The 22,815-nt window shown below is 62.0% G+C and carries 27 protein-coding genes; 14 read left to right on the top strand and 13 right to left on the bottom strand.

Going from position 1 to position 22,815, the window contains the following annotated elements:
* From EB809_RS01360 to EB809_RS01350, 3 genes are all read right to left on the bottom strand, one after another.
* Positions 1-1,197 (bottom strand): thiamine pyrophosphate-dependent dehydrogenase E1 component subunit alpha, encoded by a 1,197-nt coding sequence (locus EB809_RS01360; RefSeq protein ID WP_123632775.1) that lies wholly within the window; start codon positions 1,195-1,197, stop codon positions 1-3.
* Between the two features lie 274 nt (positions 1,198-1,471).
* Complete coding sequence (locus EB809_RS01355) at positions 1,472-2,647, bottom strand: GNAT family N-acetyltransferase (RefSeq protein ID WP_123632774.1); 1,176 nt, start codon at positions 2,645-2,647, stop codon at positions 1,472-1,474.
* A gap of 66 nt (positions 2,648-2,713) precedes the next feature.
* Complete coding sequence (locus tag EB809_RS01350) at positions 2,714-3,271, bottom strand: Spy/CpxP family protein refolding chaperone (RefSeq protein ID WP_123632773.1); 558 nt, start codon at positions 3,269-3,271, stop codon at positions 2,714-2,716.
* Between the two features lie 210 nt (positions 3,272-3,481).
* Here EB809_RS01350 and EB809_RS01345 point away from each other — a divergent pair, with 210 nt between their 5' ends.
* Both EB809_RS01345 and EB809_RS01340 read left to right on the top strand, forming a co-directional pair.
* Complete coding sequence (locus EB809_RS01345) at positions 3,482-4,168, top strand: response regulator transcription factor (protein ID WP_123632772.1); 687 nt, start codon at positions 3,482-3,484, stop codon at positions 4,166-4,168.
* The gene (locus tag EB809_RS01340) at positions 4,165-5,505 is read left to right on the top strand and encodes a sensor histidine kinase (protein ID WP_123632771.1); all 1,341 of its coding nucleotides are present in this window, start codon (positions 4,165-4,167) and stop codon (positions 5,503-5,505) included. The genes EB809_RS01345 and EB809_RS01340 overlap by 4 nt, the downstream gene beginning before the upstream one ends.
* Here the strand turns inward: EB809_RS01340 and EB809_RS01335 are convergent.
* Positions 5,461-5,673: a hypothetical protein gene (locus EB809_RS01335; protein WP_123632770.1), complete on the bottom strand. Its 213-nt coding sequence runs from the start codon at positions 5,671-5,673 to the stop codon at positions 5,461-5,463. The two genes, EB809_RS01340 and EB809_RS01335, sit on opposite strands and share 45 nt — an antisense overlap.
* Positions 5,674-5,758: 85 nt before the next feature.
* On the opposite strand from EB809_RS01335, the gene EB809_RS01330 reads away from it, so the two are divergent.
* The 9 genes from EB809_RS01330 (at position 5,759) to EB809_RS01290 (ending at position 11,996) form a co-directional block, all read left to right on the top strand.
* On the top strand, positions 5,759-6,379 hold the full coding sequence (locus tag EB809_RS01330; protein WP_123632769.1) for a YigZ family protein: 621 nt from the start codon (positions 5,759-5,761) through the stop codon (positions 6,377-6,379).
* Between the two features lie 92 nt (positions 6,380-6,471).
* The gene (locus EB809_RS01325; protein ID WP_123632768.1) at positions 6,472-6,993 is read left to right on the top strand and encodes a DUF4136 domain-containing protein; all 522 of its coding nucleotides are present in this window, start codon (positions 6,472-6,474) and stop codon (positions 6,991-6,993) included.
* Positions 6,994-7,006: 13 nt separating this feature from the next.
* The gene (locus tag EB809_RS01320) at positions 7,007-7,357 is read left to right on the top strand and encodes a DUF2007 domain-containing protein (protein ID WP_123632767.1); all 351 of its coding nucleotides are present in this window, start codon (positions 7,007-7,009) and stop codon (positions 7,355-7,357) included.
* A 44-nt stretch (positions 7,358-7,401) separates the two neighbouring features.
* Entirely contained in the window at positions 7,402-7,761 is a 360-nt protein-coding gene (locus tag EB809_RS01315) for a translation initiation factor Sui1 (RefSeq protein WP_263316960.1), read from the top strand.
* Between the two features lie 26 nt (positions 7,762-7,787).
* Positions 7,788-8,546 (top strand): glutathione S-transferase family protein, encoded by a 759-nt coding sequence (locus tag EB809_RS01310; protein WP_123632765.1) that lies wholly within the window; start codon positions 7,788-7,790, stop codon positions 8,544-8,546.
* Positions 8,547-8,623: 77 nt separating this feature from the next.
* Positions 8,624-9,877 (top strand): D-amino acid dehydrogenase, encoded by a 1,254-nt coding sequence (locus EB809_RS01305; protein WP_123632764.1) that lies wholly within the window; start codon positions 8,624-8,626, stop codon positions 9,875-9,877.
* A 91-nt stretch (positions 9,878-9,968) separates the two neighbouring features.
* Positions 9,969-10,835 carry a DMT family transporter gene (locus EB809_RS01300; protein WP_123632763.1) on the top strand — a complete coding sequence of 289 codons (867 nt, stop codon included), beginning with the start codon at positions 9,969-9,971 and terminating at the stop codon, positions 10,833-10,835.
* A gap of 101 nt (positions 10,836-10,936) precedes the next feature.
* Complete coding sequence (locus tag EB809_RS01295) at positions 10,937-11,602, top strand: glutathione S-transferase (protein WP_123632762.1); 666 nt, start codon at positions 10,937-10,939, stop codon at positions 11,600-11,602.
* Positions 11,589-11,996, top strand: coding sequence for a hypothetical protein (locus tag EB809_RS01290; protein ID WP_123632761.1), 408 nt, complete (start codon positions 11,589-11,591; stop codon positions 11,994-11,996). The genes EB809_RS01295 and EB809_RS01290 overlap by 14 nt, the downstream gene beginning before the upstream one ends.
* 46 nt (positions 11,997-12,042) lie before the next feature.
* On the opposite strand, the gene EB809_RS01285 is transcribed toward EB809_RS01290, so the two are convergent.
* The 3 genes from EB809_RS01285 to EB809_RS01275 all read right to left on the bottom strand — a co-directional run bounded on the left by EB809_RS01285 (position 12,043) and on the right by EB809_RS01275 (position 14,834).
* A complete protein-coding gene (locus EB809_RS01285; RefSeq protein ID WP_123632760.1) occupies positions 12,043-12,561 on the bottom strand; it encodes a DUF2780 domain-containing protein in 519 nt (172 codons plus the stop codon).
* A 189-nt stretch (positions 12,562-12,750) separates the two neighbouring features.
* The gene (locus tag EB809_RS01280) at positions 12,751-14,397 is read right to left on the bottom strand and encodes a fatty acid--CoA ligase (RefSeq protein WP_123632759.1); all 1,647 of its coding nucleotides are present in this window, start codon (positions 14,395-14,397) and stop codon (positions 12,751-12,753) included.
* A gap of 155 nt (positions 14,398-14,552) precedes the next feature.
* Positions 14,553-14,834, bottom strand: a complete 282-nt coding sequence (locus tag EB809_RS01275; RefSeq protein WP_123632758.1) for a pyrimidine/purine nucleoside phosphorylase — start codon at positions 14,832-14,834, stop codon at positions 14,553-14,555.
* A 66-nt stretch (positions 14,835-14,900) separates the two neighbouring features.
* On the opposite strand from EB809_RS01275, the gene EB809_RS01270 reads away from it, so the two are divergent.
* Positions 14,901-15,407 (top strand): DUF4112 domain-containing protein, encoded by a 507-nt coding sequence (locus EB809_RS01270; RefSeq protein WP_123632757.1) that lies wholly within the window; start codon positions 14,901-14,903, stop codon positions 15,405-15,407.
* Positions 15,408-15,422: 15 nt separating this feature from the next.
* Here EB809_RS01270 and EB809_RS01265 read toward each other — a convergent pair whose 3' ends face one another.
* Genes EB809_RS01265 through EB809_RS01240 form a run of 6 tightly spaced genes read right to left on the bottom strand, consistent with a single transcriptional unit; the run spans position 15,423 to position 21,222 of the window.
* Positions 15,423-15,755 (bottom strand): Na+/H+ antiporter subunit G, encoded by a 333-nt coding sequence (locus EB809_RS01265; RefSeq protein WP_123632756.1) that lies wholly within the window; start codon positions 15,753-15,755, stop codon positions 15,423-15,425.
* Positions 15,756-15,772: 17 nt separating this feature from the next.
* Positions 15,773-16,042 (bottom strand): K+/H+ antiporter subunit F, encoded by a 270-nt coding sequence (locus tag EB809_RS01260; protein ID WP_123632755.1) that lies wholly within the window; start codon positions 16,040-16,042, stop codon positions 15,773-15,775.
* Positions 16,039-16,530 (bottom strand): Na+/H+ antiporter subunit E, encoded by a 492-nt coding sequence (locus tag EB809_RS01255; RefSeq protein ID WP_407944051.1) that lies wholly within the window; start codon positions 16,528-16,530, stop codon positions 16,039-16,041. The genes EB809_RS01260 and EB809_RS01255 overlap by 4 nt, the downstream gene beginning before the upstream one ends.
* Positions 16,531-16,535: 5 nt before the next feature.
* Positions 16,536-18,059, bottom strand: coding sequence for a monovalent cation/H+ antiporter subunit D (locus tag EB809_RS01250; protein WP_123632753.1), 1,524 nt, complete (start codon positions 18,057-18,059; stop codon positions 16,536-16,538).
* Positions 18,056-18,427, bottom strand: coding sequence for a Na+/H+ antiporter subunit C (locus EB809_RS01245; RefSeq protein ID WP_123632752.1), 372 nt, complete (start codon positions 18,425-18,427; stop codon positions 18,056-18,058). Before EB809_RS01245 ends, EB809_RS01250 begins: the two co-directional genes overlap by 4 nt.
* Positions 18,427-21,222 (bottom strand): monovalent cation/H+ antiporter subunit A, encoded by a 2,796-nt coding sequence (locus EB809_RS01240; RefSeq protein WP_123632751.1) that lies wholly within the window; start codon positions 21,220-21,222, stop codon positions 18,427-18,429. The genes EB809_RS01245 and EB809_RS01240 overlap by 1 nt, the downstream gene beginning before the upstream one ends.
* Positions 21,223-21,753: 531 nt before the next feature.
* On the opposite strand from EB809_RS01240, the gene EB809_RS01235 reads away from it, so the two are divergent.
* On the top strand, positions 21,754-22,128 hold the full coding sequence (locus EB809_RS01235; protein ID WP_123632750.1) for an EF-hand domain-containing protein: 375 nt from the start codon (positions 21,754-21,756) through the stop codon (positions 22,126-22,128).
* 334 nt (positions 22,129-22,462) lie between these two features.
* Positions 22,463-22,783, top strand: coding sequence for an EF-hand domain-containing protein (locus tag EB809_RS01230; protein ID WP_123632749.1), 321 nt, complete (start codon positions 22,463-22,465; stop codon positions 22,781-22,783).
* Positions 22,784-22,815: the final 32 nt, after the last annotated feature.

The following is a 22,815-nucleotide window of genomic DNA, read 5'->3' as shown; positions in this document are numbered from 1 at the left end:
TTATGCCCCTCCTTTTTTGGTCTCTGATACCGCGCCGGCGCTCTTCGGATAGGCGTCCGGATACTTGCGGATATGCGCCTTCAGCTTCTCGAACTGACGGTTCAGGGACGGAGGGACCTCGTCATACACGTCGGTGACGAGGGATTCGAGCGGGGGTGGCGGGCGCTTCTGGGCGCGCTTCATGGTTTCCAGGACTTCCTTGCGGAGGCTTTCCTGAAGCTGCTTTTCTTCGTCCTCGCTCCACCACTTGTGCTTCATCAGCCAGCGTTGCATGCGCAGGATCGGATCTTTCTCGCGCCAGACGGCTTCCTCATCCTTGCTGCGGTAGCCGGACGGGTCGTCCGAGGAGGAGTGAGCGGCCAGGCGATAGGTCATGGTCTCGACCAACACCGGCCGATTTTCCTCAACGGCCAGCTTGCGGGCGGCCTTGGTGGCCTCATGGACGGCCAGGATGTCGTTACCGTCGACCCGGATCACGTCCATTTTGTAGCCGTAGGCACGCGGGGCCACCCCGTCAGCGGCGAACTGCTCGGTGGCCGGTGTGGAGATCGCGTAGCCGTTGTTCCGGCACAGGAAAATGACCGGCACCCGATGGACGGCGGCCATGTTCAGCGCGGCGTGGAAGTCGCCTTCGGAGGCGGCGCCTTCGCCGAAGTAGGTGATGGTGCAATGGCCGTCGCCGGCCAGCTTCTGCCCGTAGGCATAGCCGGTGGCCTGGGGAATCTGGGTGGCCAGCGGGGAGGAGATGGTCATGTAGTTGAGCTTGCTCGACCCGTAGTGAACCGGCATCTGACGGCCCTTGCCGTAGTCCAGTTCATTGCCGAACAGCTGGTTCATGAACTCATCGATGGTAAAGCCACGATAGGCCAGGGCGCCCTGTTCCCGGTACTGCGCCATGATCATGTCGGCGTCGTCCAGGGCGGCAGCACTGCCGATCACGGCCGCTTCCTCACCCGTACACTGCATGTAAAAGCTCAGGCGGCCCTGGCGCTGGGCGGCGAGCATGCGCTCGTCCAGTACGCGGGTCATCACCATCGCCTTGTAGATGCGAAGGGCTTTGTCCTTGTCGAGGTCCGGCTTCTTGCCGCCCTTGTAGAGCGTGCCGTCCTGTTTCAGGAGCTTGAAGGTGGGAATCCGGAATTCCGCACCGTCGGTAAACACCGGAGAGTAAACAACCTTGGATTTTGTTGTTGTCATAGTCCTCTTCCTGGGGTAATGGCTTGAGGAACAAAATGCCCCTTGTGAGGGCATCGTTGTCAGTCGAGCGTTCACTGAACGATCAGCGCGTCCGGGCCATACAACACCCTCACACCCTGACCATCAGGATAGCTCTTTTACGTCCACTCATCGGGTTTGGGTAAAACCGTCAGGTCGAGCGCAGAGTTGACCTTAACGTAAACTGCGAGATTTGCACAGACTTTGATCGTGACAAAATTCAGGGTGCTTCTGATGGGCGCTCCAGGGGGGCGGACTAACCTTCCTGCCGGTAAGGCAGCGCTTCCAGCGCCGCATCCCGATACCGTTCGATGTCCTCAGCTTCCTCGGCACAAAAATCCGCAATCGCGTCGGCAAAGCCGGGGTGGGCGACCCAGTGCCAGGAATGGGTCAGCTGCGGTTCGAAGCCGCGAACCAGTTTGTGTTCGCCCTGGGCGCCGGCATCGAAACAGCGCAGGCCGCGATCGATGGCCAGTTCGATGCCCTGGTAGTAGCAGGTCTCGAAGTGCAGGTGCTGGTATTCCTCCAGGCAGCCCCAGTAACGACCATAGAGTGTGTCTTCTCCGATCAGGAACAGGGCACCGGCAATCATTTCGCCGTCTTTCAACGCCATGATCACGTGCATCTGCCCGGGCTGCTGCTCGCGCAGCATCCGGAAGAAATCGCGGTTGAGGTAGGGCCGCTGCCCACGCTTGAGGTACGTGGCCTGATAAAACACAAAGAAGGCATCCAGCACATGATCGGGCAGGTCGCTGCCGGGGAACTGCGCGAACTCAATGCCTTGTTCCGACACCTGCCGGCGTTCCTTGCGGATGGACTTGCGCTTGCGGGACGTCAGCTGGCCGAGGAAATCGTCGAAGTCGGCGTAGTCGCGATTGAACCAGTGGAACTGGCAGCCCTGGCGATGAAGGCGGTCCGGCGCACCCAGCAGGGCCTGGTCACTGGCATTGGGAAACAGCAGGTGCCAGGAATGGCAGCCCAGTCCAGCAGCGGCCTGATCCAGCAGTTTGTGCAGAGCATCGGGTGTCAGACTTTCGCGCAGTTCGGCATCGAACAACAGGCGGCGCCCCTGGGATGGGGTGAACGGCACCGCCATCAGAAGCTTCGGGTAGTAATCCAGGCCGTAGCGGGCATAGGCATCGGCCCAGCCCCAGTCAAACACGTACTCGCCCATGGAATGGGATTTGCGGAAGGCCGGAATGATGCCGGCCAGCCGGTCGCCCTGGAAGAACATCAGGTGGGCCGGTGCCCAACCGGTGTCGGCCGTCGTGCAGCCGCTGTGTTCCAGGGCGGCAAAGAACGCATGGCGCAGGAAGGGGTTGCCTGTGCCGCTCAGTCGATCCCAGTCTTCTGCCTGGATGTCATCGATGGAACCGGCTGACTCCAGGCGAAAGGCAGGGACGTCACTGACAGAGGTTGAAGAGTCGGTCATGCGTGGTCAGGGAGCTCATTTTAGTGAGAAACGCTCCCCAACCATACGCTATTTCCTGACGTCCGATCACGCTCCGTCGCGATCATCCGGACCGTGGGGGCCTTTCGGGCCCGGGCCGTGATGCTCCGGGCCGCCGAAGAGCTCGCGTTCTTCCTGCATGTTGGCCCAGGCCTGGCGTTGTTCATCGTTCAGGACTTTGTAAATGGCCTGATATTGCTCGGCGCGGGCTTCGACACGCTGACGGGCCACGTCAGCGGCCTGTTTGGCGGCGGCTTCCACGCGATCCTTGTACTCATCGCTGGTGGGATCGCCGCTGTTCAGCATCGGGCGATCCTGGTCACGCATGGCTTCGAACTGCGCCTTGCGCTCCTCCCTGGACTTCTTGAAGATGTCGAGGACCTGGCCGCGCTGTGCCTCGGTGAGCTTCAGGCGCTCCGCCATCTCGTCGAAGCGGTGCTTCATCATCTCACCGCGATCGCCGCGATGGTCCCGGTCGCCATGGTGCTGTGGAGGCATGTCGCCGGGGCCGCAGTCCCGGTGTTCACCGGACCAGACCAGCGGACTGGCGACGAGGGCGGCGGCGAGGGCGGCCGGAACGAGCAAACGATGTTTTATGGCTCTCATGGATGTGCTCCTTGATTGCTGGGTGGGCAAGCGGGTGCTGCCCGGTGACCCATTCCATGCTACGCCGCGCTGTGTCAGTTTCTGTCAGGCCCGTGTAAAGGTTGGGTAAAGCTGCCGGGGCGCTCTGCCTGCGTGCTAGACTGCGTGGCGAGTATGGTCCGGGACGGCCGGCCACGCTGGATTTCCGCTTCCTGAGGAGATGGTTGGGCGATGCAGAACCGGATTCTGCTGGTTGAAGACGATGAAGAGTTGCGCACCCTGCTGTCGCGCTACCTGAGTGGACAGGGCTTTACCGTTCGCGAAGCGGCCAACGGCAACGACGGCCTGGCACTGGCCCAGGAGGAGATGGCCGAACTGGTGGTTCTCGATATTATGCTGCCGGACATCAACGGTCTCGACGTGCTGCGCAAACTTCGGGCCCGCACCCGACTGCCGGTGATCCTTCTCACCGCCCGCGGCGAAGAAACCGATCGCATCGTGGGTTTCGAGGTCGGCGCCGACGATTACATCCCCAAACCCTGCAACCCCCGGGAGCTGGTGGCCCGTATCCAGGCGACACTGCGCCGCGTGGCCTGGGATCAAGAGGGCCAACTGGACCAGAAGCGCCGTATTGGCGATCTGCGCATTGAGCCGGACCAGCGCCGGGTGTACCAGAACGACAAGCCGGTGGAACTCACCGCCACCGAATACGAGATCCTCCAGGTCCTGCTCAGCCGCGCCGGCTCGGTGGTGCGCAAGACCGATCTGATGCAGTGGGCGCTGGGCCGTCGCCTGACGCCCCACGACCGCACCCTCGACATGCACGTCAGTAACCTGCGCCGCAAACTCGATCCCGAGGGCGAAACCCGCATCGAGACCATTCGCGGGCTCGGTTACAGCTATCGGAGCCCGCAATGAAGTGGCGTTTCTACTGGCCGCTGTCCTGGCGGATTTTTTTCCTGGTGTGGTTCGCCATGGCCATGGCGGTGGTGTTGAGCAATGTGGCGATTCAGGAGCTGGCTCGCCAGGAACGCCAGCAGTTGGAGCAGCGTGCGGATCTGGTGAAGTTGGCCGAGCGAGCCGTCATGATCCGGGAGTCCGGCCATCCCCGCGAAGCCTTCCGACTGTTGCGCGAACAGGGCGAACGTCATCATCTGAGGTTATTGCTGGTGGAAGGCGATAACCTGCGCCGGGAGCCGGATCGGGGCCGAGACCGGGAAATGCCACCGCCGCACCGACACGGTGATTTCCTCGACCGTCAGCCTTTCCAGCCCGCCGTGATTGAGGCGCCCGATGGCTATCGCCTGATCGTCTGGCCCCAGGCCGGCGGCGATGGCTGGCTGGATCCACGCCTGTTCCGCTCGTTCGAGTTGGCTCTGACGTTCCTGCTGATTACCCTGGCCTGCTGGTGGATTGCCCGTCGGATCAGTCGACCGCTGCGGGATGTGGAGGCGACGGCGCGGTCGATTGCCGCCGGTGACGGCTCGCTGAGGGTCAAGGATAAAATCGCGAATCGCCGGGACGAGATCGGCGCGCTGGCCCGGGCCTTTAACGCCATGACGGACCGGCTCTGCGCGCTGCTTGATCGTCAGCAGCAGCTCCTGCGGGATATCTCCCACGACTTGCGCACGCCTCTGGCGCGCCAGAGGGTGGCCATCGAGCTGGCGCGGGACAACAGCGTGGGCGACCCGGAGATCCTCGATTCCATCCAGCGCCAGAATGAGCGCCTGGAAGCGATGACCGCCCAGATCCTGACGCTGCACCGGGTAGGGCAGCAGGGGCAGTCCATGGCCCAGGAGCCGGTCAACATGACCCGGGTGCTCAACGAGGTGTTGCAGGGCGCCACGGATTACGCCGAACAGCAGCGTGTCGACTGTCACCTGGAAATTGCCGACGAGGCCCGCAATGCCACCGTGTTAGGGGATGAGGCCCTGATTCACCGGGCGCTGGATAACGTGCTGCAGAATGCGCTGGATCACACGCCACCGGATCGCGCCGTGAACATTCACCTGATGCTGACGGATCGCTGGCTGACCTGCGAGATCGCCGACCAGGGCCCCGGCGTTTCGGAAAAGGACCTGCCCAATCTCTTCGAACCCTTCTTCCGCTCCGACCAGGCCCGCGGCGGTCAGGGCTGGGGTCTGGGGCTGGCGGTCAGCCACGACATCATGCAGGCCCACGATGGCCGGATTTCGGCCAGCAATGGCCTGTCAGGTGGTTTGGTCGTCCGGCTCGACTGGCCGGTCTTCACCTGAGTCGTCGGCCGAGGGACGCAGGCGCTCAACGCCTTCGAAAGCGATTCCCTCGGCCAACTCCTCCTCATCGAAACGAATGCCGCAACCGGCCTTGACGGTCCGCGCCGCCGGTGCCGTGCCGGGCGCGGTACTCTCAAAATCGTCACTTTTTTCATCGTTTTGGCGCATGTCGATTCCCCGGTCACACTGTTACTATCCGGTGATACGGTCTGTTCCGGTTGAACGGACCTGCTGAACAAACACAACAGGTCGCATGTCCAAAGATTATCCCATTCCCGCCGAATCGATCGAGCGGGAAATCGACATCAAGAAAAGCCGCTTCATCGCCCGGGTGGCGCCGGTCAACAGCCGGGAAGAGGCCATGGCGTTCCTGGAACGGGCGCGGGCGGATTTTCCCGATGCCCGCCACCATTGCTGGGCTTACCAGATCGGTCGACCCGGCGCCGCGACGCAGGCGGCTATGAACGACGACGGCGAACCTTCGGGCACGGCCGGCAAGCCCATCCTGAATGTGATCCAACACAAGGATATGGGCGATATCATGGTGGTGGTGATCCGCTATTTCGGCGGCATCAAACTGGGAGCCGGCGGTCTGGTCCGGGCCTATGCCGGCGCGACCGAGGCGGTACTGTCGGAGGTGACGCGGCGCACCCAGGTTCCGGTGCGCCGGCTGGCGATCACACTGGATTTTGCATTGGAACAGCCGGTCCGACACTGGTGCGACCAGCATGAGGCGCACGTCGAGGACGTAGACTATGGTGAAGGTGTATCCATGCAGGTTGCGGTCCCGGAGGCTTCTGTTCAGGCGTTTGTCGCCTTCTGTCGGGCCGAGGGGGTGACGCTGCCGGTGACCGAAGAAGATGACTCCGAATAGCGAAGAGTCACGTATGCGCTTGGTCACGTATGCGCTTGAGAGTGACGTGCTGAGAGGGACTGCGTTTCCAGACTGATACGACGGAGGAAACTATGCGCTACCTGGTCTTGGTGATGTGTCTGGGCTTGCTGTCGGGCTGTGCCAGCATCGTGTCGACCGACTACGATGCCGGGGCCACGTTCAGCCAGTACCAGACCTGGGCGTTCGCCCCGGATAAAGGGCAAGGCAACTACCTGAGCCTGGACGGTGCTCGGGTGGAAACCGCGCTGGAGCGCGAACTGCAGGGCGAATCCCTGAAAAAGGCGGACCTGGCCACGGCCGACCTGCTGGTCACGTACCGCGTGGAAGAAGCCGAGAAACTGGAAAGCAGCGGCTTCACCTACGGCCTGGGCTTCGGTCGCAGCAACTGGGGCTGGGGTGTGGCCACCGCGCCGGATGTGCGCCAGGTAAAGCAGGGCAAGCTGGTGGTGGAACTGGTGGATCGCTCCACCCAGAAAGTGGTGTGGCGAGGCGTCAGCCGCCGTTACCTGGACGAGCGCCAGTCACCGGAAGACCGGGTCGAACTGATCGACGAGGTGGTGACGGCCATGTTTGAACGCTACCCGCCGGCCTGACCGGCAGGTGACCATGAGCTGGGTCACAGTCGCCCGTTATTCGCTGCCTTTCGAGGCCCATATGGCGCGGGCGCGCCTGGACTCCGAGGGCATCGAGTCGATGGTGGTGGACGAGCACACCATCGGCATGCAGTGGCTATTCTCCGACGCCATGGGTGGTGTTCGCCTGCAGGTGGACGAGGCGTTGGAGGATCGGGCTCGGGCCATTCTGGACGAAGACCGTTCCGACCTGGTTGACGAGTCCCTTGCTCCAGGCCAGGCCTCGCGGGATTGCGGGGACATTCCACCCCTGTCGAGACTGGCCGACACCCGCCGCCGCAAAGGCTTTTTTCTGGCGTTCCTGTTCTGGTTTATCGGCTCGTGAGGTAGGGTTTGCCCGGTCATACTCTATTTGCTGTTGGAGATCGTATTTTGAAGAAGAACGCATCAGGGGGGCTGGTCTTTTCAACGGATCAGGGCCGAATGTGCCCGGATTGCCGGCAGCCGCTGTCGGACTGTACCTGCGGAGAACCCCAGGCACCGGCCGGTGACGGCGTTGTCCGTGTCAGTCGCGAGACCAAGGGCCGCAAGGGCAAGGGCGTGACGCTGATCACCGGTATCCCGCTGACGGGCAAGGCACTGAAAGATTACGCCAAGGTTCTCAAGGCGCGCTGCGGCACCGGCGGAACGGTCAAGGACGGCGTGGTGGAAATCCAGGGGGATCATCGCGACCTGCTGGTGCCCCTGTTGAAGGAAAAAGGCTGGACCGTCAAAAAGGCTGGCGGCTGAGTTCGCCCAACAGGAACGGAACGCTTATGGCCAAACCCGTGCTTTATCAGTTCCCGGTCTCCCACTATTGCGAGAAAGTCCGCTGGGCCCTGGATCACAAGAAAGTGGATTACGAGGCGCGCAACCTGCTGCCGCTGTTCCACATGCCCGTCATCTTCCGTCGCACCCGTCAGAACAAGGTGCCGGTGCTCAAGCTGGATGGACGCTACATCGCCGATTCAGCCACCATCATCCAGACGTTGGAGGAGCGTTTCCCCTCGGCACCGGCCCTGTTTCCGAAAGACGAGGCCGAACGGGAAGAGGCGCTGGAATGGGCGGCGTTTGCCGATCGTGAGATTGGCCCGCACATGCGCCGGACCGCCTATTATTTCCTGCTCGATCATCCGCACCTGATGTTCGAGATCCTGACAGAAGGGCAGAATACGGTGGGCCGCATGGCCTTTCGCACCAGTCAGCGGATGGTGATTCGTGCGATGAAAGAAGGCATGGGGATCACCGAGCGCGGCTACACGCGCAGTCGGGACCGCCTGATAGCGGCGCTGGATCGTCTGGACAATGCCCTGGCGGACCGGACGTATCTGGTGGGCGAGCGCTTCAGCGTGGCGGACCTGACGGTGGCAGCGTTGCTCTCGCCCCTGGCCTTGCCGCCGGAGGCACCGTTCCAGTTTCCCGGAGAGATCCCGCCGGAGTTGCGGCAGTTCCTGGACGAGTTTGCCGAGCGTCCCACCGTGGACTGGATCCGGCGGATGTACCGGGAGCACCGCGGACGACCGGCCAAAAGCTGACCCGACACTATCAATACGGTTATCCTGAGTGCCCCTGCCGGAAGCGGGGGCATTGTTGTTTGTTCAAGGAATCATTCATGCACATGATTGTTCTCGGCGCGGGTGTGGTCGGCACGACCACCGCTTGGTACCTGCGCCAGGCCGGGCACGATGTGACGGTCGTGGACCGTCAGCCCCGGGCCGGACTGGAAACCAGCTACGCCAACGGCGGCCAGATTTCCGTCTGTCATGCCGAACCCTGGGCCAACCCCGCCACACCGGCAAAAATCCTGCGCTGGTTGAATCGCCCGGATGCCCCCTTGCGGTTCAAGCCCCGTCTCGACCCGCACCAGTGGCGGTGGGCCCTGTCGTTCCTGCGTGAGTGTCTGCCGTCCCGGACCGAGTACAACCTGCGTCAGATCGTCAATCTGGGCCTGTACAGCCGGGCTCAGTTGCAGACGTTGCGGGCCTCCCTGAACCTGGATTACGACCATCTCACCCGCGGCATCCTGCATCTCTACACCGATCAGGCCGAGTTGGAGCAGGCGCGGGAACCCGCCTGTCGAATGCGGGAGCTGGGTTGCCAGCGGGAGGTGATCGACCTGGAGCGGGTGCTGGAACTCGAACCGGCCCTGGCGTCGGCGCGTGACCAACTGGTGGGAGCCACCTACACGGCGGAAGACGAATCCGGTGACGCCCATCGCTTTACCCGGGCCCTGGCGGAGCGGGCCGAGGCGGCCGGCGTGCGCTTCCTGTACAGCACGGAAATTGTCGGGATCGATGCGGAACACGGCGATATCCAGGGTGTGCGCGTTATCCAGGACGGCCACCACGACCGGCTGGCGGCAGACGGTTACGTGCTGAGTCTGGGCAGCTTCAGCGCCTGGCTGGGGCGGTCTGTCGGCCTGCGGCTTCCGATCTATCCTGCCAAGGGGTACTCGATCACCGTGCCGGTCCGCTCCCGTGAGGCGGCCTATTCGGTGAGCCTGATCGACGATGAATACAAGCTGGTGTACTCACGCCTGGGGGACCGACTGCGGATCGCCGGGACGGCGGAGTTGAACGGGTATGAACGGCATCTCGATACGATGCGCTGTCAGGCCATCGTGAAACGGGCGGCGTCGTTGATGCCGGACGCCGGCTATTGGGACAAGGCGGAATTCTGGAGCGGACTGCGACCGCTGACACCGTCCAACGTCCCGTATATTGGCCGCACGCGCTACCGTAATCTCTACCTGAACACCGGACATGGCTCCCTGGGATGGACCCATGCCTGTGGCTCGGCCTCGGCATTGGCGGATATCGTCGGCGGACGCAAACCAGAAGTGGATTTTGCCTTTGCCGCCGAATAGGGCCCTAAAGTTCAATACCAAAAGCGGCCCGGGCTGATAGCGTCACAGTGTGTTTCGGACTAAAAATAAAAAGCAACCAAAAGGAGAGGGTATGGCGTCCCCGGGTTCATTGCGAATTGTCGTGCTGACGGTCCTGGCCATGCTGGCGTTCGCCGCCAACTCGGTACTCGGCCGTCTGGCGCTGGATTCCGGAACCATTGATGCCGCCTCCTTCACCTTCATCCGATTGCTGTCCGGTACCTTGATGCTGGCCCTGCTGGTGCGTCTGCGCAAAGCATCCGGCAACGACAACAGCCGCGGCAGCTGGCTGTCCGGCGCCATGCTCTTCCTCTATGCCATCTGCTTTTCCTACGCCTACCTGTCGCTGAATACCGGGATTGGTGCGTTGATCCTGTTCGGCATGGTACAGCTCACCATGATCGGCTGGGGGCTGGTGCGTGGGGAGCGCCCATCGATGATGCAATGGACCGGCTCGGTGATGGCCGTCGCCGGACTGGTCTATCTGCTGTCGCCCGGCGTCACCGCGCCGTCGCTGGTCGGGGCCCTGCTGATGGCGCTGGCCGGAGTGGGGTGGGGCGTGTATTCGCTGCGCGGCCGCGGGGTAAGTCAGCCCCTGCGGGTGTCCGCCGACAATTTCCTGCGCGCGGCGCCCATGGCGCTGGTCGCCCTGTTGTTTGCCATGCCGTCCTGGGAGGTGGATCTGCACGGCGCCGTGCTGGCGATCCTGTCCGGAGCCGGCGCTTCCGCCATTGGCTACGCCATCTGGTATACCGTGCTGCCCTCGTTGAGCGCCACCCTGGCCGCCAGTGTCCAGCTTTCGGTACCGGTGATTGCTGCGGCGTTCGGGGTCATCCTGATGGCCGAGCCGGTCACACTGCGTCTGGTCGTATCCACGGTGGTGATCCTTGGTGGCATCGGTCTGGTGATCCTGTCGAAGCGTCCGTCGACGCCCCGGTGATCCACAACCGGTCACGGATCGAATAACGGACGGTCGAAACGCGGCTCCAGATTCCGTAAATTGTCTCAGCGAGTTGCTTACTTACCCTGCAGGGAGGCTGAATGCTCACCGTCCACCACCTGAACAACTCCCGTTCCCAACGGGTTCTCTGGATGCTCGAGGAAATCGGGCAGCCCTACGAGATCAAGCGTTACCAACGCGATCCCAAGACCATGCTGGCTCCGGCCAGCCTCAAGGAGGTCCACCCGCTGGGCAAGTCGCCGGTGATCACCGACGGTGACCTGACCATTGCTGAATCCGGCGCCATTATCGATTACCTGGCCCATCGCTATGATACGTCGCTGTTGCCGGAGCCGGGCACGCAACAATGGATCGACTACACCTACTGGCTGCATTACGCCGAAGGTTCGCTGATGCCGCCGCTGCTGTTGCGGCTGGTGTTCGAGAAAGTGAAGACCAATCCCATGCCGTTCTTCGTGCGACCGGTGGCCAAGGGCATTGCAGACAAGACCAACGAGATCTTCATCTCGCCGCAGATTCGCAACCACATGGACTTCGTCGAGAACCATCTTTCCAGGAACGAGTGGTTCCTCGGTGATACGCTGAGTGCAGCCGATATCCAGATGAGCTTCCCGCTGGAAGCATCCCTGGCGCGCGGTATTGTCGGTCGCAACCGGCCGGCGATCCGCAACTACGTAAAACGGTTCCAGGCCCGGCCGGCCTACCAGCGGGCCCTGGAGAAAGGAGGCACTTATGATTTTGCGTGAATCCGGTGTACGAACTGCGGCGCTGATATCGTCCGTCCTGCTGCTCGGGGGTTGCGCCGCCATGCAGCCGGACCTGACCGACAAACAGCGCGCCAAACTGCAGGGCAGCCTGCAGAGTCAGTTTGGGGCATACCAGGACTGCATGGTGGCCCAGGCCGATCCCTATGTGACGGTGACATCGGCGCCGCCTTCGGATATTGCCGAGGCGGCCCAGGGGGCTTGTGATGGCGCCTATCAGGCTTATGAAAAGGCGGTCGTCCGTTACTTTACATCGGTCGTGTCCGGATCCGGGCAGGATGCGGCTCGTCAGCGGGCGCATGAGCATGCCGCCGAAGCCGGCTTGCAGACCCGGCGCCAGATCATCAAGCGGGTTCTGGATCAGCGTCCCGAGTAGTGGGGCGTTGTCTGTTGACAGGGGCCGCCAACGGCAGCCCCGGTCGTCAGGCCGATGACGACGGCATCCACAGGGAGCTGAGGTTGCCCAGCATCTCTGTGCCTACGCCCTGACCTTTGAGGAAATCGAGCACCAACGGTGCGAACTGGTCAATGGCGCTGGATTGCAGCCCCAGCGCGCTGAAGGCCTTCTCCACGCCGTCCATCGACGAGATGTTCGACAAGGCGGAACTCAGCAGATTGTTGGACTGATCTCCGGAACCGCCCAGCAGGCTACCCAAGCCCGATACCCTGTCATTGATATTGTCGAACGAGGATGCGCCGAGCTGGCTCTTGGCCAGTTGCAGCAGGGCGCCCGCACCGCCGGCTGCCTGGGTCTCTGTAACGCCCAGTTGATCCTGGATGTTGTTGACCAGCGTACTGGCCTCACCGGTGACTTTGACCGCATCTTCGGGCATCAGCCCGCCAGCCGACTCCAGTTTGTTACCCAGGTCCAGAGCACCGACGGATGGCGCCAGCAGGTAAAGGCTCGAGACAATCAGAAAGCGTTTGAGAATGGTGTTCATGGTGGCTCCGGCATGTCCATTGTGGGAGAGGAGGGGAAGACGCGGGACACACTGCAGGCTCCGTCTTCGCAACGCATAGTCAGTCTTATATATAAGGACTGTGTCGCTGGAATGAAAGTTCCTGCAGGTTACGGAAACGCAAGAATAGGACGGAGTTGCCGACACCCGCAGCGGGGTGCCGGCGGCGGGTCAGGCCAGCTCGTCGCGGATCAGTTTCTTGTTGATCTTGCCAACGCTGGTCTTGGGGATGTCGTCCACAAAATCGATCTGCCGCGGGATGGCCCACTTGTTGATCTCGCCGCTGTCGACGAACTGCTGCAGGTGCTGCTGGATGTCTTCCAGGCTTGCCTGCTGGCCCGGGATCAGCACGATCAGTGCGTGTGGGCGCTCGCCCCACTTGTCGTCCGGCACGCCGACCACGGCCGCAGCCGCGACAGCCGGATGTTGGCTGATCAGGTTTTCCAGGTCGAGTGACGACAGCCACTCGCCGCCGGTCTTGATCACGTCCTTGATGCGGTCACGAATCATCAGTGTGCCGTCCGGATCGATGGTGCCAACGTCACCGGTATGGAGCCAGCCGCCTTCCCACAGGGCCTCGCCTTTCTCCGGCTCCTTGAAGTAGCCCTGGGTCAGCCAGGGCGTGCGGGCCACGACTTCACCTTTGGACACCCCGTCATGAGGCTGTGGCTGGCCGTTGGCATCGATGACTTCCAGATCCACCATCGGGTTGGCGATGCCGGTTTTCACCCGTTTACTGATCTGCTCGTCCAGCGGCAGCCTGGCGTCTTCCTCGGTGAGGTAGGTCGTGCTCAGCAGCGGGCAGGTTTCCGACATGCCGTAGCCGGTATACAGGTGGATGCCCAGTTTCGAACCGGCCCGGCACAGGCCCTCGGTCATGGCACTGCCGCCAATCAGCACATGCCAGTTGCTCAGGTCGGCGGTCTTGATGGACTCGGTGTCCAGCATCATCTGCAGGATGGTGGGCACGCAGTGGGAGAAGGTGACCTTGTGCTTCTTGAGCAGGTCCACCAACAGTTCCGGCTCATAACGGCCCGGATACACCTGCTTCACGCCCATCATGGTGGCGGCGTAGGGGACGCCCCAGGCGTGCACGTGGAACATCGGCGTGACCGGCATGTAGACGCTGTTGGAACGCAGCAGCGGCATCTGCTCATTGAAGCCCAGGGTGCCGGTCTGGGTCAGGGTGTGCAGGACCAGTTGGCGGTGGGTGAAGTAGACGCCCTTGGGGTTGCCGGTGGTGCCGGTGGTGTAGAAGGTTGTGGCGACGCTGTTCTCGTCGAAATCCGGGAAGTCGAAGTGGTCGTCGGCCTGCGCCAGCAGGGCTTCGTATTCCCCCTTCACGTTGTCGAGGGCCGTGCTTTTCGCTGAATCGTTGTCGGTGAGCTGGATATAGCCCTTCACGGTTTCCAGGTTGTCGCTGACCTGTTCCAGCAGCGGCACGAAATCGTCATGGACCAGCACCAGGTCGTCCTCGGCGTGGTTCATGGTGTAGACCACCTGGTCCGGCGACAGGCGGATGTTCACCGTGTGCAGGATGGCGCCGATCATCGGAATGGCGAAGAAGCACTCCAGGTACCGGGGCGTGTCCCAGTCGAGCACCGCGACGGTGTCGCCTGCCTGGACGCCAGCGGCGGTCAGTGCGTTGGCCAGCTTGTGGATGCGGGTCACCAGGTCGCTGTACGTGTATTCGCTGCGGTCTGCGTAGACAATCTTCTGGTCGGGGGCGTAGCGTGGTCCGGAAAGCAGTAACCGTTTGATCAAAAGCGGGTAGTTATAGGCATTGCTGACCGGTGGAATTATTTTTGTCTGCGCCATCGTGAAACAACCTCTTCATTATTCGGAAGTGAGTTTTATTTTGGTTGTAGAGGTAATCTGACACAGTTCACGAAAAAGGCAAGGCTGGAAAAGAGAGGGCGAGGCAGGATCGGGAGGGGAGTCGGCGGCACCCAGGGCGCCGCCGCAGAAAACCGTTACTCGTAGGTGCAGAGATACGCCGTGTCGACGTCAGCCTTGGCCTTGAAGCTGGCCTGGCCGGCCACTTCAAAGGTTTCGCCCGCACCGTAGGTCATCCACTTGTCCATTCCGGGAAGGAGGACCTCCAGGGCACCACTGATCACCGTCATGACTTCTTTCTTGGTGGTGCCGAACTCATACTCACCCGGGCTGATCACGCCCACGGTGGCCGGCAGGTCCGCCGTCTGGAAGGCAATGGACTTCGCGTTGCCATCGAAGTATTCGTTCACTTTCAACATAGAGATGTCTCCTGAAAATCGGATCGCCTACTATACGGGAAATTTATGGCTCTTGGATGAAAAAATATGGTTGATCACAGGCCGCCGAATACCCCGCCAGACCCCCAGGAACGGGAGAAGCTGGAGAGCGCGCTGACCCGCCTGGAAAGCTCGGCCCGGCTTCTGGACAGCCAGTTCCGGATTCCGTTCACCCGCATCCGTTTCGGACTGGATCCGTTGATGGGGTTGCTGCCCGGCATCGGCGATGCCGCGGGGCTGGTCCTCTCGTTGTACCTGATGGTCGAGGCCGTTCGCCTGGGCGCCGGCACCCGCCAGGTGATGCGGATGGCGGGCAATGTCCTGCTGGAGTTTGTCATCGGCATCGTGCCGATCGTCGGGGATCTGTTCGATTTCGCCTGGAAGGCCAACGACCGCAATGCCGCCCTGTTGCGCCGTCACATTGAAAAGCGGCTGGATCCCGGTCCCCGGCGTCGACCCTGGATCCAGTACACGCTCATCGCCGTTTTCGGGGCGTTGTTGCTGTTCCTGCTGGTGATGATCTGGCGGGCATTGTTTGTCGCCAGCGGGGCATAGCCGACCGGCGTTCGCTTACTGGTCCCAGGGGTGTCCCTTGGTGCCTTCCATACGACCCACCTTCAGGTGCATCGCTGCCTTGGCCAGCATGTTGGCGCTGATCGGTGCCGTCAGGAACAGGAACATCATGATCAGGATTTCCTCCACCTCCAGCGATTTGTCACCGAACGAGAAAAAGATCATGGAACTGAACACGATGCCGCCGACGCCGAGCGTGGTGGCCTTGGTCGGGGCGTGCAGCCGGGTATAGAAGTCCGGCAGAGACAGCAGGCCGATGGCTCCGGCCAGAGCAAACAGGCCGCCGGTGATCAGCAGCACGACAATCAGTATTTCCAGGGCAATGTGCATGGGGCCTCCGTCGTTGCCTATTCGATCACGCTGCCGCGCTTGAGGTGTTTGGCCAGCGCGATGGTGCCGACAAACCCCATCACCGCGATCAACAAGGCCGACTGAATATACAGCCGGGAGTGGATCAGCATGCTGAGCAGCACGATCAGCGCGATGGCGTTAATGTAGAGACTGTCCAGGGCGAGAATGCGATCCGGGGCATCCGGCCCCTTGAACAGCCGGATCACGTTCAGGATCACCGCCAGGGTGACCATCGCCAGGGTGATTTCCAGTGCGATCGTAATCATTTGAATATCTCCCGCAGCGGGCGTTCGTAGTGTTTCTTGATGGTTTCCACCAGATCGGCTTCGTCTTCCATATCCAGCACGTGGATCAGCAGCAGCGTGTTGTCGTCGCTGATGTCGGCGCTGACGGTGCCCGGGGTGAGCGAGATGGTGCCGGCGAGGGTGGAAATCGCCAGCGGATGCTCCAGCTCCAGCGGGAAGGCCACAAACGCCGGCCGTGGTTTGCGCGTCGGATTAAGGACCAGCAGCGCCACACTGATGCTGGCCACGACAATGTCCCACAGGACCCGCACGATGTAGGTCAGGAAGCGGAATGGCCGTCGGATCGCCGGGTTGTTGGGCCAGAAGTTCCGCGTGAACAGGGGCAGCAGCCAGGCCAGGATCAGTCCCAGTACGATGCTGCCACCGCTGATGCCGTTGCTGAGCGCCTGCCAGATCAGGAACAGGGTGACGCTCAGCATCGGGTGCGGCAGGCCGAAGCGTCCATTCAGTGCCTTCATAGTGAATCCCCCCGACTGACCACCGGCGTCTGTAAAATCTCGATGTAGGCTGACGGCGTGTGCAGCTGCTCGGCGGTGGCATCGGCATACCGGCTGATGGGGCCGGCGAGGGCGACAATGACCAGGCTCAGGCTGATCAGCGCACCCGCCGACACGGTCACCGGCAGCGTCAGGTGCCCCGGATCCTTGACGTGGCCTTCCACGTTGCGCCAGAACACGATGCTGCCCGCCCGGCTATAGGCCACCACGCTCAGGAAGCCGCCAACCAGGATGACACTCCACAGCCAACCCATTTCAGCGCTGGGTTTGACCGACTCCAGGATCAGCACCTTGGCGAAGAAACCGCTCAGTGGCGGCAGTCCGGCAGCGGCGGTCGCGCCGATCAGGAACAGCACGCTGAGCAGGGTCCGGCTGCGCATGCGCGGCGCGGTAACAATCCGGTCTGAGGCGCTGCCCCGCTGACGGGCGATCAGGTCGGTCACCAGGAACAGGCCACCCACCACCCAGGTGGTGTTCAGCAGGTAGAACAGCGCGGCGGAGGTGCTGGCCTCCGAGTGCAGGCTGATGGCGGCAAGCAGCGTGCCGACGGAAATGATCACCTGCCAGGCCACCAGCTTGCGCAGACCGTCAGCACCCAGCGCGCCGATAACGCCGAACGCGAGGGTGATCAGCGCCAGCGGGAACAGCCAGTCCATGCCCAGGTTGGCCAGCGGACCGGCCTGGTCGCCGAAGATCAGCGAGTAAACCCGCAGGATGGCGTAAATGCCCACCTTGGTCATCACCGCAAACAGGGCGGCCACCGGCGCCGTGGCATTGGCGTAGGCCTTGGGCAGCCAGAAGCACAGCGGCAGCAGGGCGGCCTTGAGTGCGAACACCACCAGCAACATCATCCCGGCAGCCTGCACCAACGGCAGGTCTTCCGGCGCCACCTGGGGCACTTTGACCGCCAGGTCCGCCATGTTGAGCGTGCCCACCACGCTGTAGAGCAGCCCCACGCTGATCAGGAACAGGGACGAGCCGATCAGGTTGAGCACCACGTAATGCAGCCCGGGGACCGTGCGGGCCGTTCCACCGCCATGCATCAGCAGACCATAGGAGGCGATCAACAGGACCTCGAAGGCAACGAACAGGTTGAACAGGTCGCCGGTCAGGAAGGCGATGTTCAGACCCATGAGCTGGAACAGGAACAGCGCGTGGAAGTGCCGGCCCTGGGCATCGGTGCCGCGGGTCGAGTAGATGTGGCAGAACAGGGCCAGCAGCGCCGTCATGAACAGCATCAGCGCGGACAGGCGGTCCAGCACCAGCACGATGCCGAACGGCGGCGCCCAGTTACCCAGCGCATAAACCCGGTAGGTGCCGTCATCCGCCAGCAACAGCAGGCTGATGGACACCACCAGGATCAGGGTGGTCGTGGCCAGGCCCAGTGTCCGGCGCAGGCCCAGCGGGGCGAAACTCAGGAAGATCTGGAGGATCCCTCCCAGCAACGGCAACAGGATGGGGGCGGTCAACCAGTGATTCATCGAGTCTCCTCCGGAGCTTTGTCGGCGCCGGGTTCGGGCCAGAGGGCTTCTTTCTGACCGTCCACATGGTCGTCACCGGTGTCGGCGCGACTGCGCAGAGCCAGAACCACGACGAAAGCGGTCATGGCAAAGCCGATGACGATCGCCGTCAGGACCAGGGCCTGGGGCAGGGGATCGGTGTAGTTTTCGGTGCTGCCAATAATGGGCTGGCCGGCGGTGACCAGTCGCCCGGTGGAGAACAGGAACAGGTTCACGGCGTAGGACAGCATGGTCAGCCCCACCACGACCGGAAAGGTCCGGGCGCGCAGGATCAGGTAAACACCGGAAGCGGTCAGCGTGCCGATGATGAGGGCAAACAGAATTTCCATTACGAGTCCTCCGGCATGGCATCGGATTTGATGGACAGGCGTCCCAGGCTCGCCAGGATGGTGAGCGTGGCGCCGACAACGGCCAGGTACACACCAATATCGAAGGCCATGGCCGAGGCCAGCTCGAAGTCGCCGACCACCGGCCAGTGAATGTGGCTGAACGTGGACGTCAGGAACGGGAAGCCGAAGGCGAAACTCGCCATACCGGTCACCGTGGCGGCCAGCAGCCCCAGTCCGATGGGCGTACGCAGGCTGAATGGCATGCGCCGGTGGCTCCAGCGCATGCCGCTGGCAATGTACTGGACGATCAGCGCCACCGAAGTGACCAGGCCGGCAATAAAGCCGCCGCCGGGCAGGTTGTGCCCGCGCAGGAAGATGTAGACCGACACCATCAGGGCGAGTGGCAGCAGCGGCCGGGAAATCTGCTGCAGCATGGTCGGGTGGGCGTCCGTGGACCAGGGGTGCCCCTGGCCGTCCGTCGGCGGCGCCGTCAATTTGGTGTCACGCAGCATGGCGAAGATCCCCAGCGCGGCAATGCCCAGCACGGTGATCTCGCCCAGGGTATCGAAGCCCCGGAAATCCACCAGGATCACGTTGACCACGTTGGAGCCGCCCCCACCGGACACGCTGTTCTCCAGGAAGTAGCTGGAGATGGAGTCGAACGGTCGGGTCAGCATGGCCAGGGTGACCAGGAACATGCCTGCGCCGGCCAGCAGCGCGATCACGATATCCCGCCAGCGCCGGAAGCGGCTGGCTTCCATTGGCGTCCAGGAGGGCAGGTAATACAGCGCCAGCATCAGCAACACAATGGTGACCACCTCGACGGACAGCTGGGTCATGGCCAGGTCCGGTGCCGAGAAGCGGGCAAAGCCGAGCGCCACCATCAGCCCCACGACGCTCAGCAGAATCAATGCATACAATCGTTCCCGATGCATGGCGGCTGTTCCGAGCGCGCAGACGATCAGGATCACACCGCCCACGGCGGTGGGGGCATCGACGGGTGAAACGCCCATCGAACCGATCGACACGCCCAGGTCGACCACCGGGTAGAGCGCGACCGCGATGGCCGCCCCGATCAGCAGCAGGGCATAGCGTTGCAGTGAGCCGTTTTCGATCCGGGCCGTCAACGCCCGGGCCTTTTCGGAAATTCGGGCAACAATCGCCTCGAACACGGCTTTCTCGTCGATCTCCCTGAAACGAGCGTGAAAGTCGAAGAATTTCTGGCGCTGGGTGTACATCAGCAGCCCGCCGAAAAAGGCGATGAAGCTCATCATCAGCGGCAGGTTGAACCCGTGGATCACCGCCAACTGGTAGTCGGGTACGTCGCCGGCGAGAGTGGCGGCCGACGCGGCATTGAGCAGCGGCCCCACAGAAATGGCCGGGAACACCCCGACCATCACACACGCGAATACCAGGATCTCCACCGGAATCTTCATGTAGCGCGGCGGCTCGTGAGGCGGGTAGATCGGCAGGTCCACCGGTTTGCCGTTGAAGAACACGTCGTGGATAAAACGGGCTGAGTAAGCCACCGCAAAAATCCCCGCCAGGGTGGCGATCACCGGCGGCAGGTAGGCCCACAGTCCCGGCAGGTTCAGTTCCAGCGACTCGGCAAAGAACATCTCCTTGGAGAGGAAGCCGTTCAGCAGCGGTACCCCGGCCATGGAGGCCGCGGCCACCATCGACAGCGTGGCGGTGTAGGGCATGAACTGCCACAGCCCATTGATACGACGCATGTCCCGGGTGCCGGTCTCGTGGTCGATAATGCCGGTGGCCATGAACAGCGACGCCTTGAAGGTGGCGTGGTTGATGACGTGGAATACGGCGGCCACGGCAGCCAGCTTGGTCCCCATGCCGAACAGCAGGGTAATCAGGCCCAGGTGGCTGACGGTGGAGTGGGCCAGCAGGCCTTTCATGTCGTGTTTGAACAGGGCCACGTAGGCGCCCAACAGCAACGTCACCATGCCGGTGAAGCTCACCAGGTAGAACCACTCCGGTGTGCCGGCCAATACGGGATAGAGCCGCGCCATCAGGAAAATGCCGGCCTTGACCATGGTGGCCGAGTGTAGATAGGCGGACACCGGCGTGGGGGCCTGCATGGCGTGAGGCAGCCAGAAGTGGAAGGGGAACTGGGCGGATTTGGTGAAGGCCCCCAGTAGCACCAGTACCAGGATCACCGGATAGAGCGCGTGGGCCTTGATCAGGTCCGCCGCGGCCAGGACGTTGTCCAGCTCGTAACTGCCGACCACCTGACCAATCAACAGCACGCCGGCCAGCAGGGCCAATCCGCCGCCGCCGGTGACCGCCAACGCCATGCGGGCGCCGCGCCGGGCATCCTGTTTATCGTTCCAGAAACTGATCAACAGGAAAGACACCAGGCTGGTCAGCTCCCAGAAAATCAGCATCAAGATCAGGTTGCTGGACAGCACGATACCCAGCATCGACCCCATAAAGGTCAGCAGCAGGGAATAGAACTTGCCGACATTTTCGTGCTTTTTCAGGTAATAGCGCGAATACAGGATGATCAGCAGGCCGATGATCAGGATCAGCAACGCAAACAGCAGGGACAGGCCATCCAGCCGGAAACTGAGGGACAGGCCGATGTCCGGCAGCCAGCTGTGGGTCTGCACCAGAACGTGACCGGCTTCCAGCGCCGGCCAGAGCGGATAGAGGGCCGCCAGGGCGATGACCGGCGGCACCGACGAGGCAATGGCAATCGTTGTGCGCCCGGCCTGGGCAAATAACGGCGCCACAATAGCGCCCAGAAAAGGCAGTAAAACGACCAGCGCGAGGGTCATTGAAACCTCATTCTTCTTGATTCGTGGATGCTGACGCTCATCGACAGGAGCAGCCTGAGTTTAGCCCTCAGACAAACGCCCTGCACACCATCAGCGCAAACGACTTGAGATCAGCGGGCGCTGGGCGGATCGGGGAAATAGGGAAGGCGGCCGGGACGCAGGGGGATAAAAGCATCCGGCTCGGCATGGGTCATGATCGATGTACGGGGCGGTTCGGACATGAATGCTCCGTTAGGTGAGTCCGGGGATTCGGGCTCATCCTCGTTAATCCTGAGCGATGATGATACGTGGCGTGGCCGGCAGGTCAAGCAATTGCGGCGATTGCGGACGGCTTACAGAGGTTTCATTGGCCAGTGGCGCCGTTGGCGTCTTCAATAGATGCAGGGCTTACGGTGAATCCAGATGACGTGAAAAACCGTAGTCCCCAATAAGCCCGCCGTGGTGTTTCGCGGTCGCGGTGGGGCTGTCGAGGTCGGCTTACACCGGCCAAAAGCGACGAATCATAAAGTGCCACCAAGAGAAGGAGGCGTTATGAAGATCAGGACGATAACGTTCGCTGTCACGGCATCAATGATGATGGCTGCACCGGCCGTCTGGGCGAGCAGCATGAGCAAGGAAGGCTCCAGTCATGCGGATCGCCAGGAGTCGGCGATGAGTCATGGCGAAGGGAAAGCGATGCAAACCATGCACGAAGATTTTGATACCCTGGATGCCAACAACGATGGCGCGATCACCGAAGATGAACTGAACGTCTACGGCAGCACCGCCGCCGGCATGGGCGACACCGAGGCCGAGCGCAACCGCATGATGCTCAAGGCCCGTGATCGGAACCAGGATGGCAAGATCACCCGGGGTGAGTTCCAGAAGGGGGCTGACGCCGAAAAACCCGCGGATATGAAACAGTAAATAGTTCATTCCCTATCGGATTCCGACGATTGAGCCCGGCTTTTGTCCGGGCTTTTTTGATTCGGATATCCGAGCAGCGTCAAGAATCGTGCGAATGATCGTGCTTTGGTGGTTGCCGATTGCACCGGCTTAAACTTCAATAGGAATGACAGCCGCTATAATCCGGTTGGGTTTCAACGACCGCACAAGCGCGCTGTCGAAGACCAGGCCCGGTGGCAGTCGAACCTGGGTGTCTTAAACCCCGATCAAATGCAGTCCAGCCGTTTTGATCTCTGTTGCATGACGTGGAGTCGGTTCACCTCGCTGTGAGGCGGCTTCAGGCAGGAGAATCATTATGAAAATCTGGATGTTCCCCCTTGTCGTTCTGTCGTTCGCTTTTTCTACTCTGACCTACGCCGGGGATGCCGGCGACAAATCGGGCGGCGAAGCCGACCGGATGAGTGAAAAGATGGGGCACGCGCCGACCTTTGAGGAAATGGATAAAAACGGTGATGGCATGATCAGCGAGGATGAGCTGAACGTTTATGGCAGTTCCGCCGCAGGCAAGGCCCATTCCGAAGAAGAAAGCCGGATGATGAAAATGCATGAAATGGATACGGACGGGGATGGCAATATCAGTAATGAAGAATTCGAGAAAGGCATGATGTCCAAGTAATCGCTTACTGGAATGCAGGCACCCGGGCGCCG

This window comes from Marinobacter sp. R17 (assembly GCF_003789045.1).
GTDB lineage: Bacteria > Pseudomonadota > Gammaproteobacteria > Pseudomonadales > Oleiphilaceae > Marinobacter_A > Marinobacter_A mangrovi.
The sequence above is the reverse complement of the archived record's forward strand: the minus strand, read 5'-3'. Positions and strand labels throughout refer to the sequence as shown.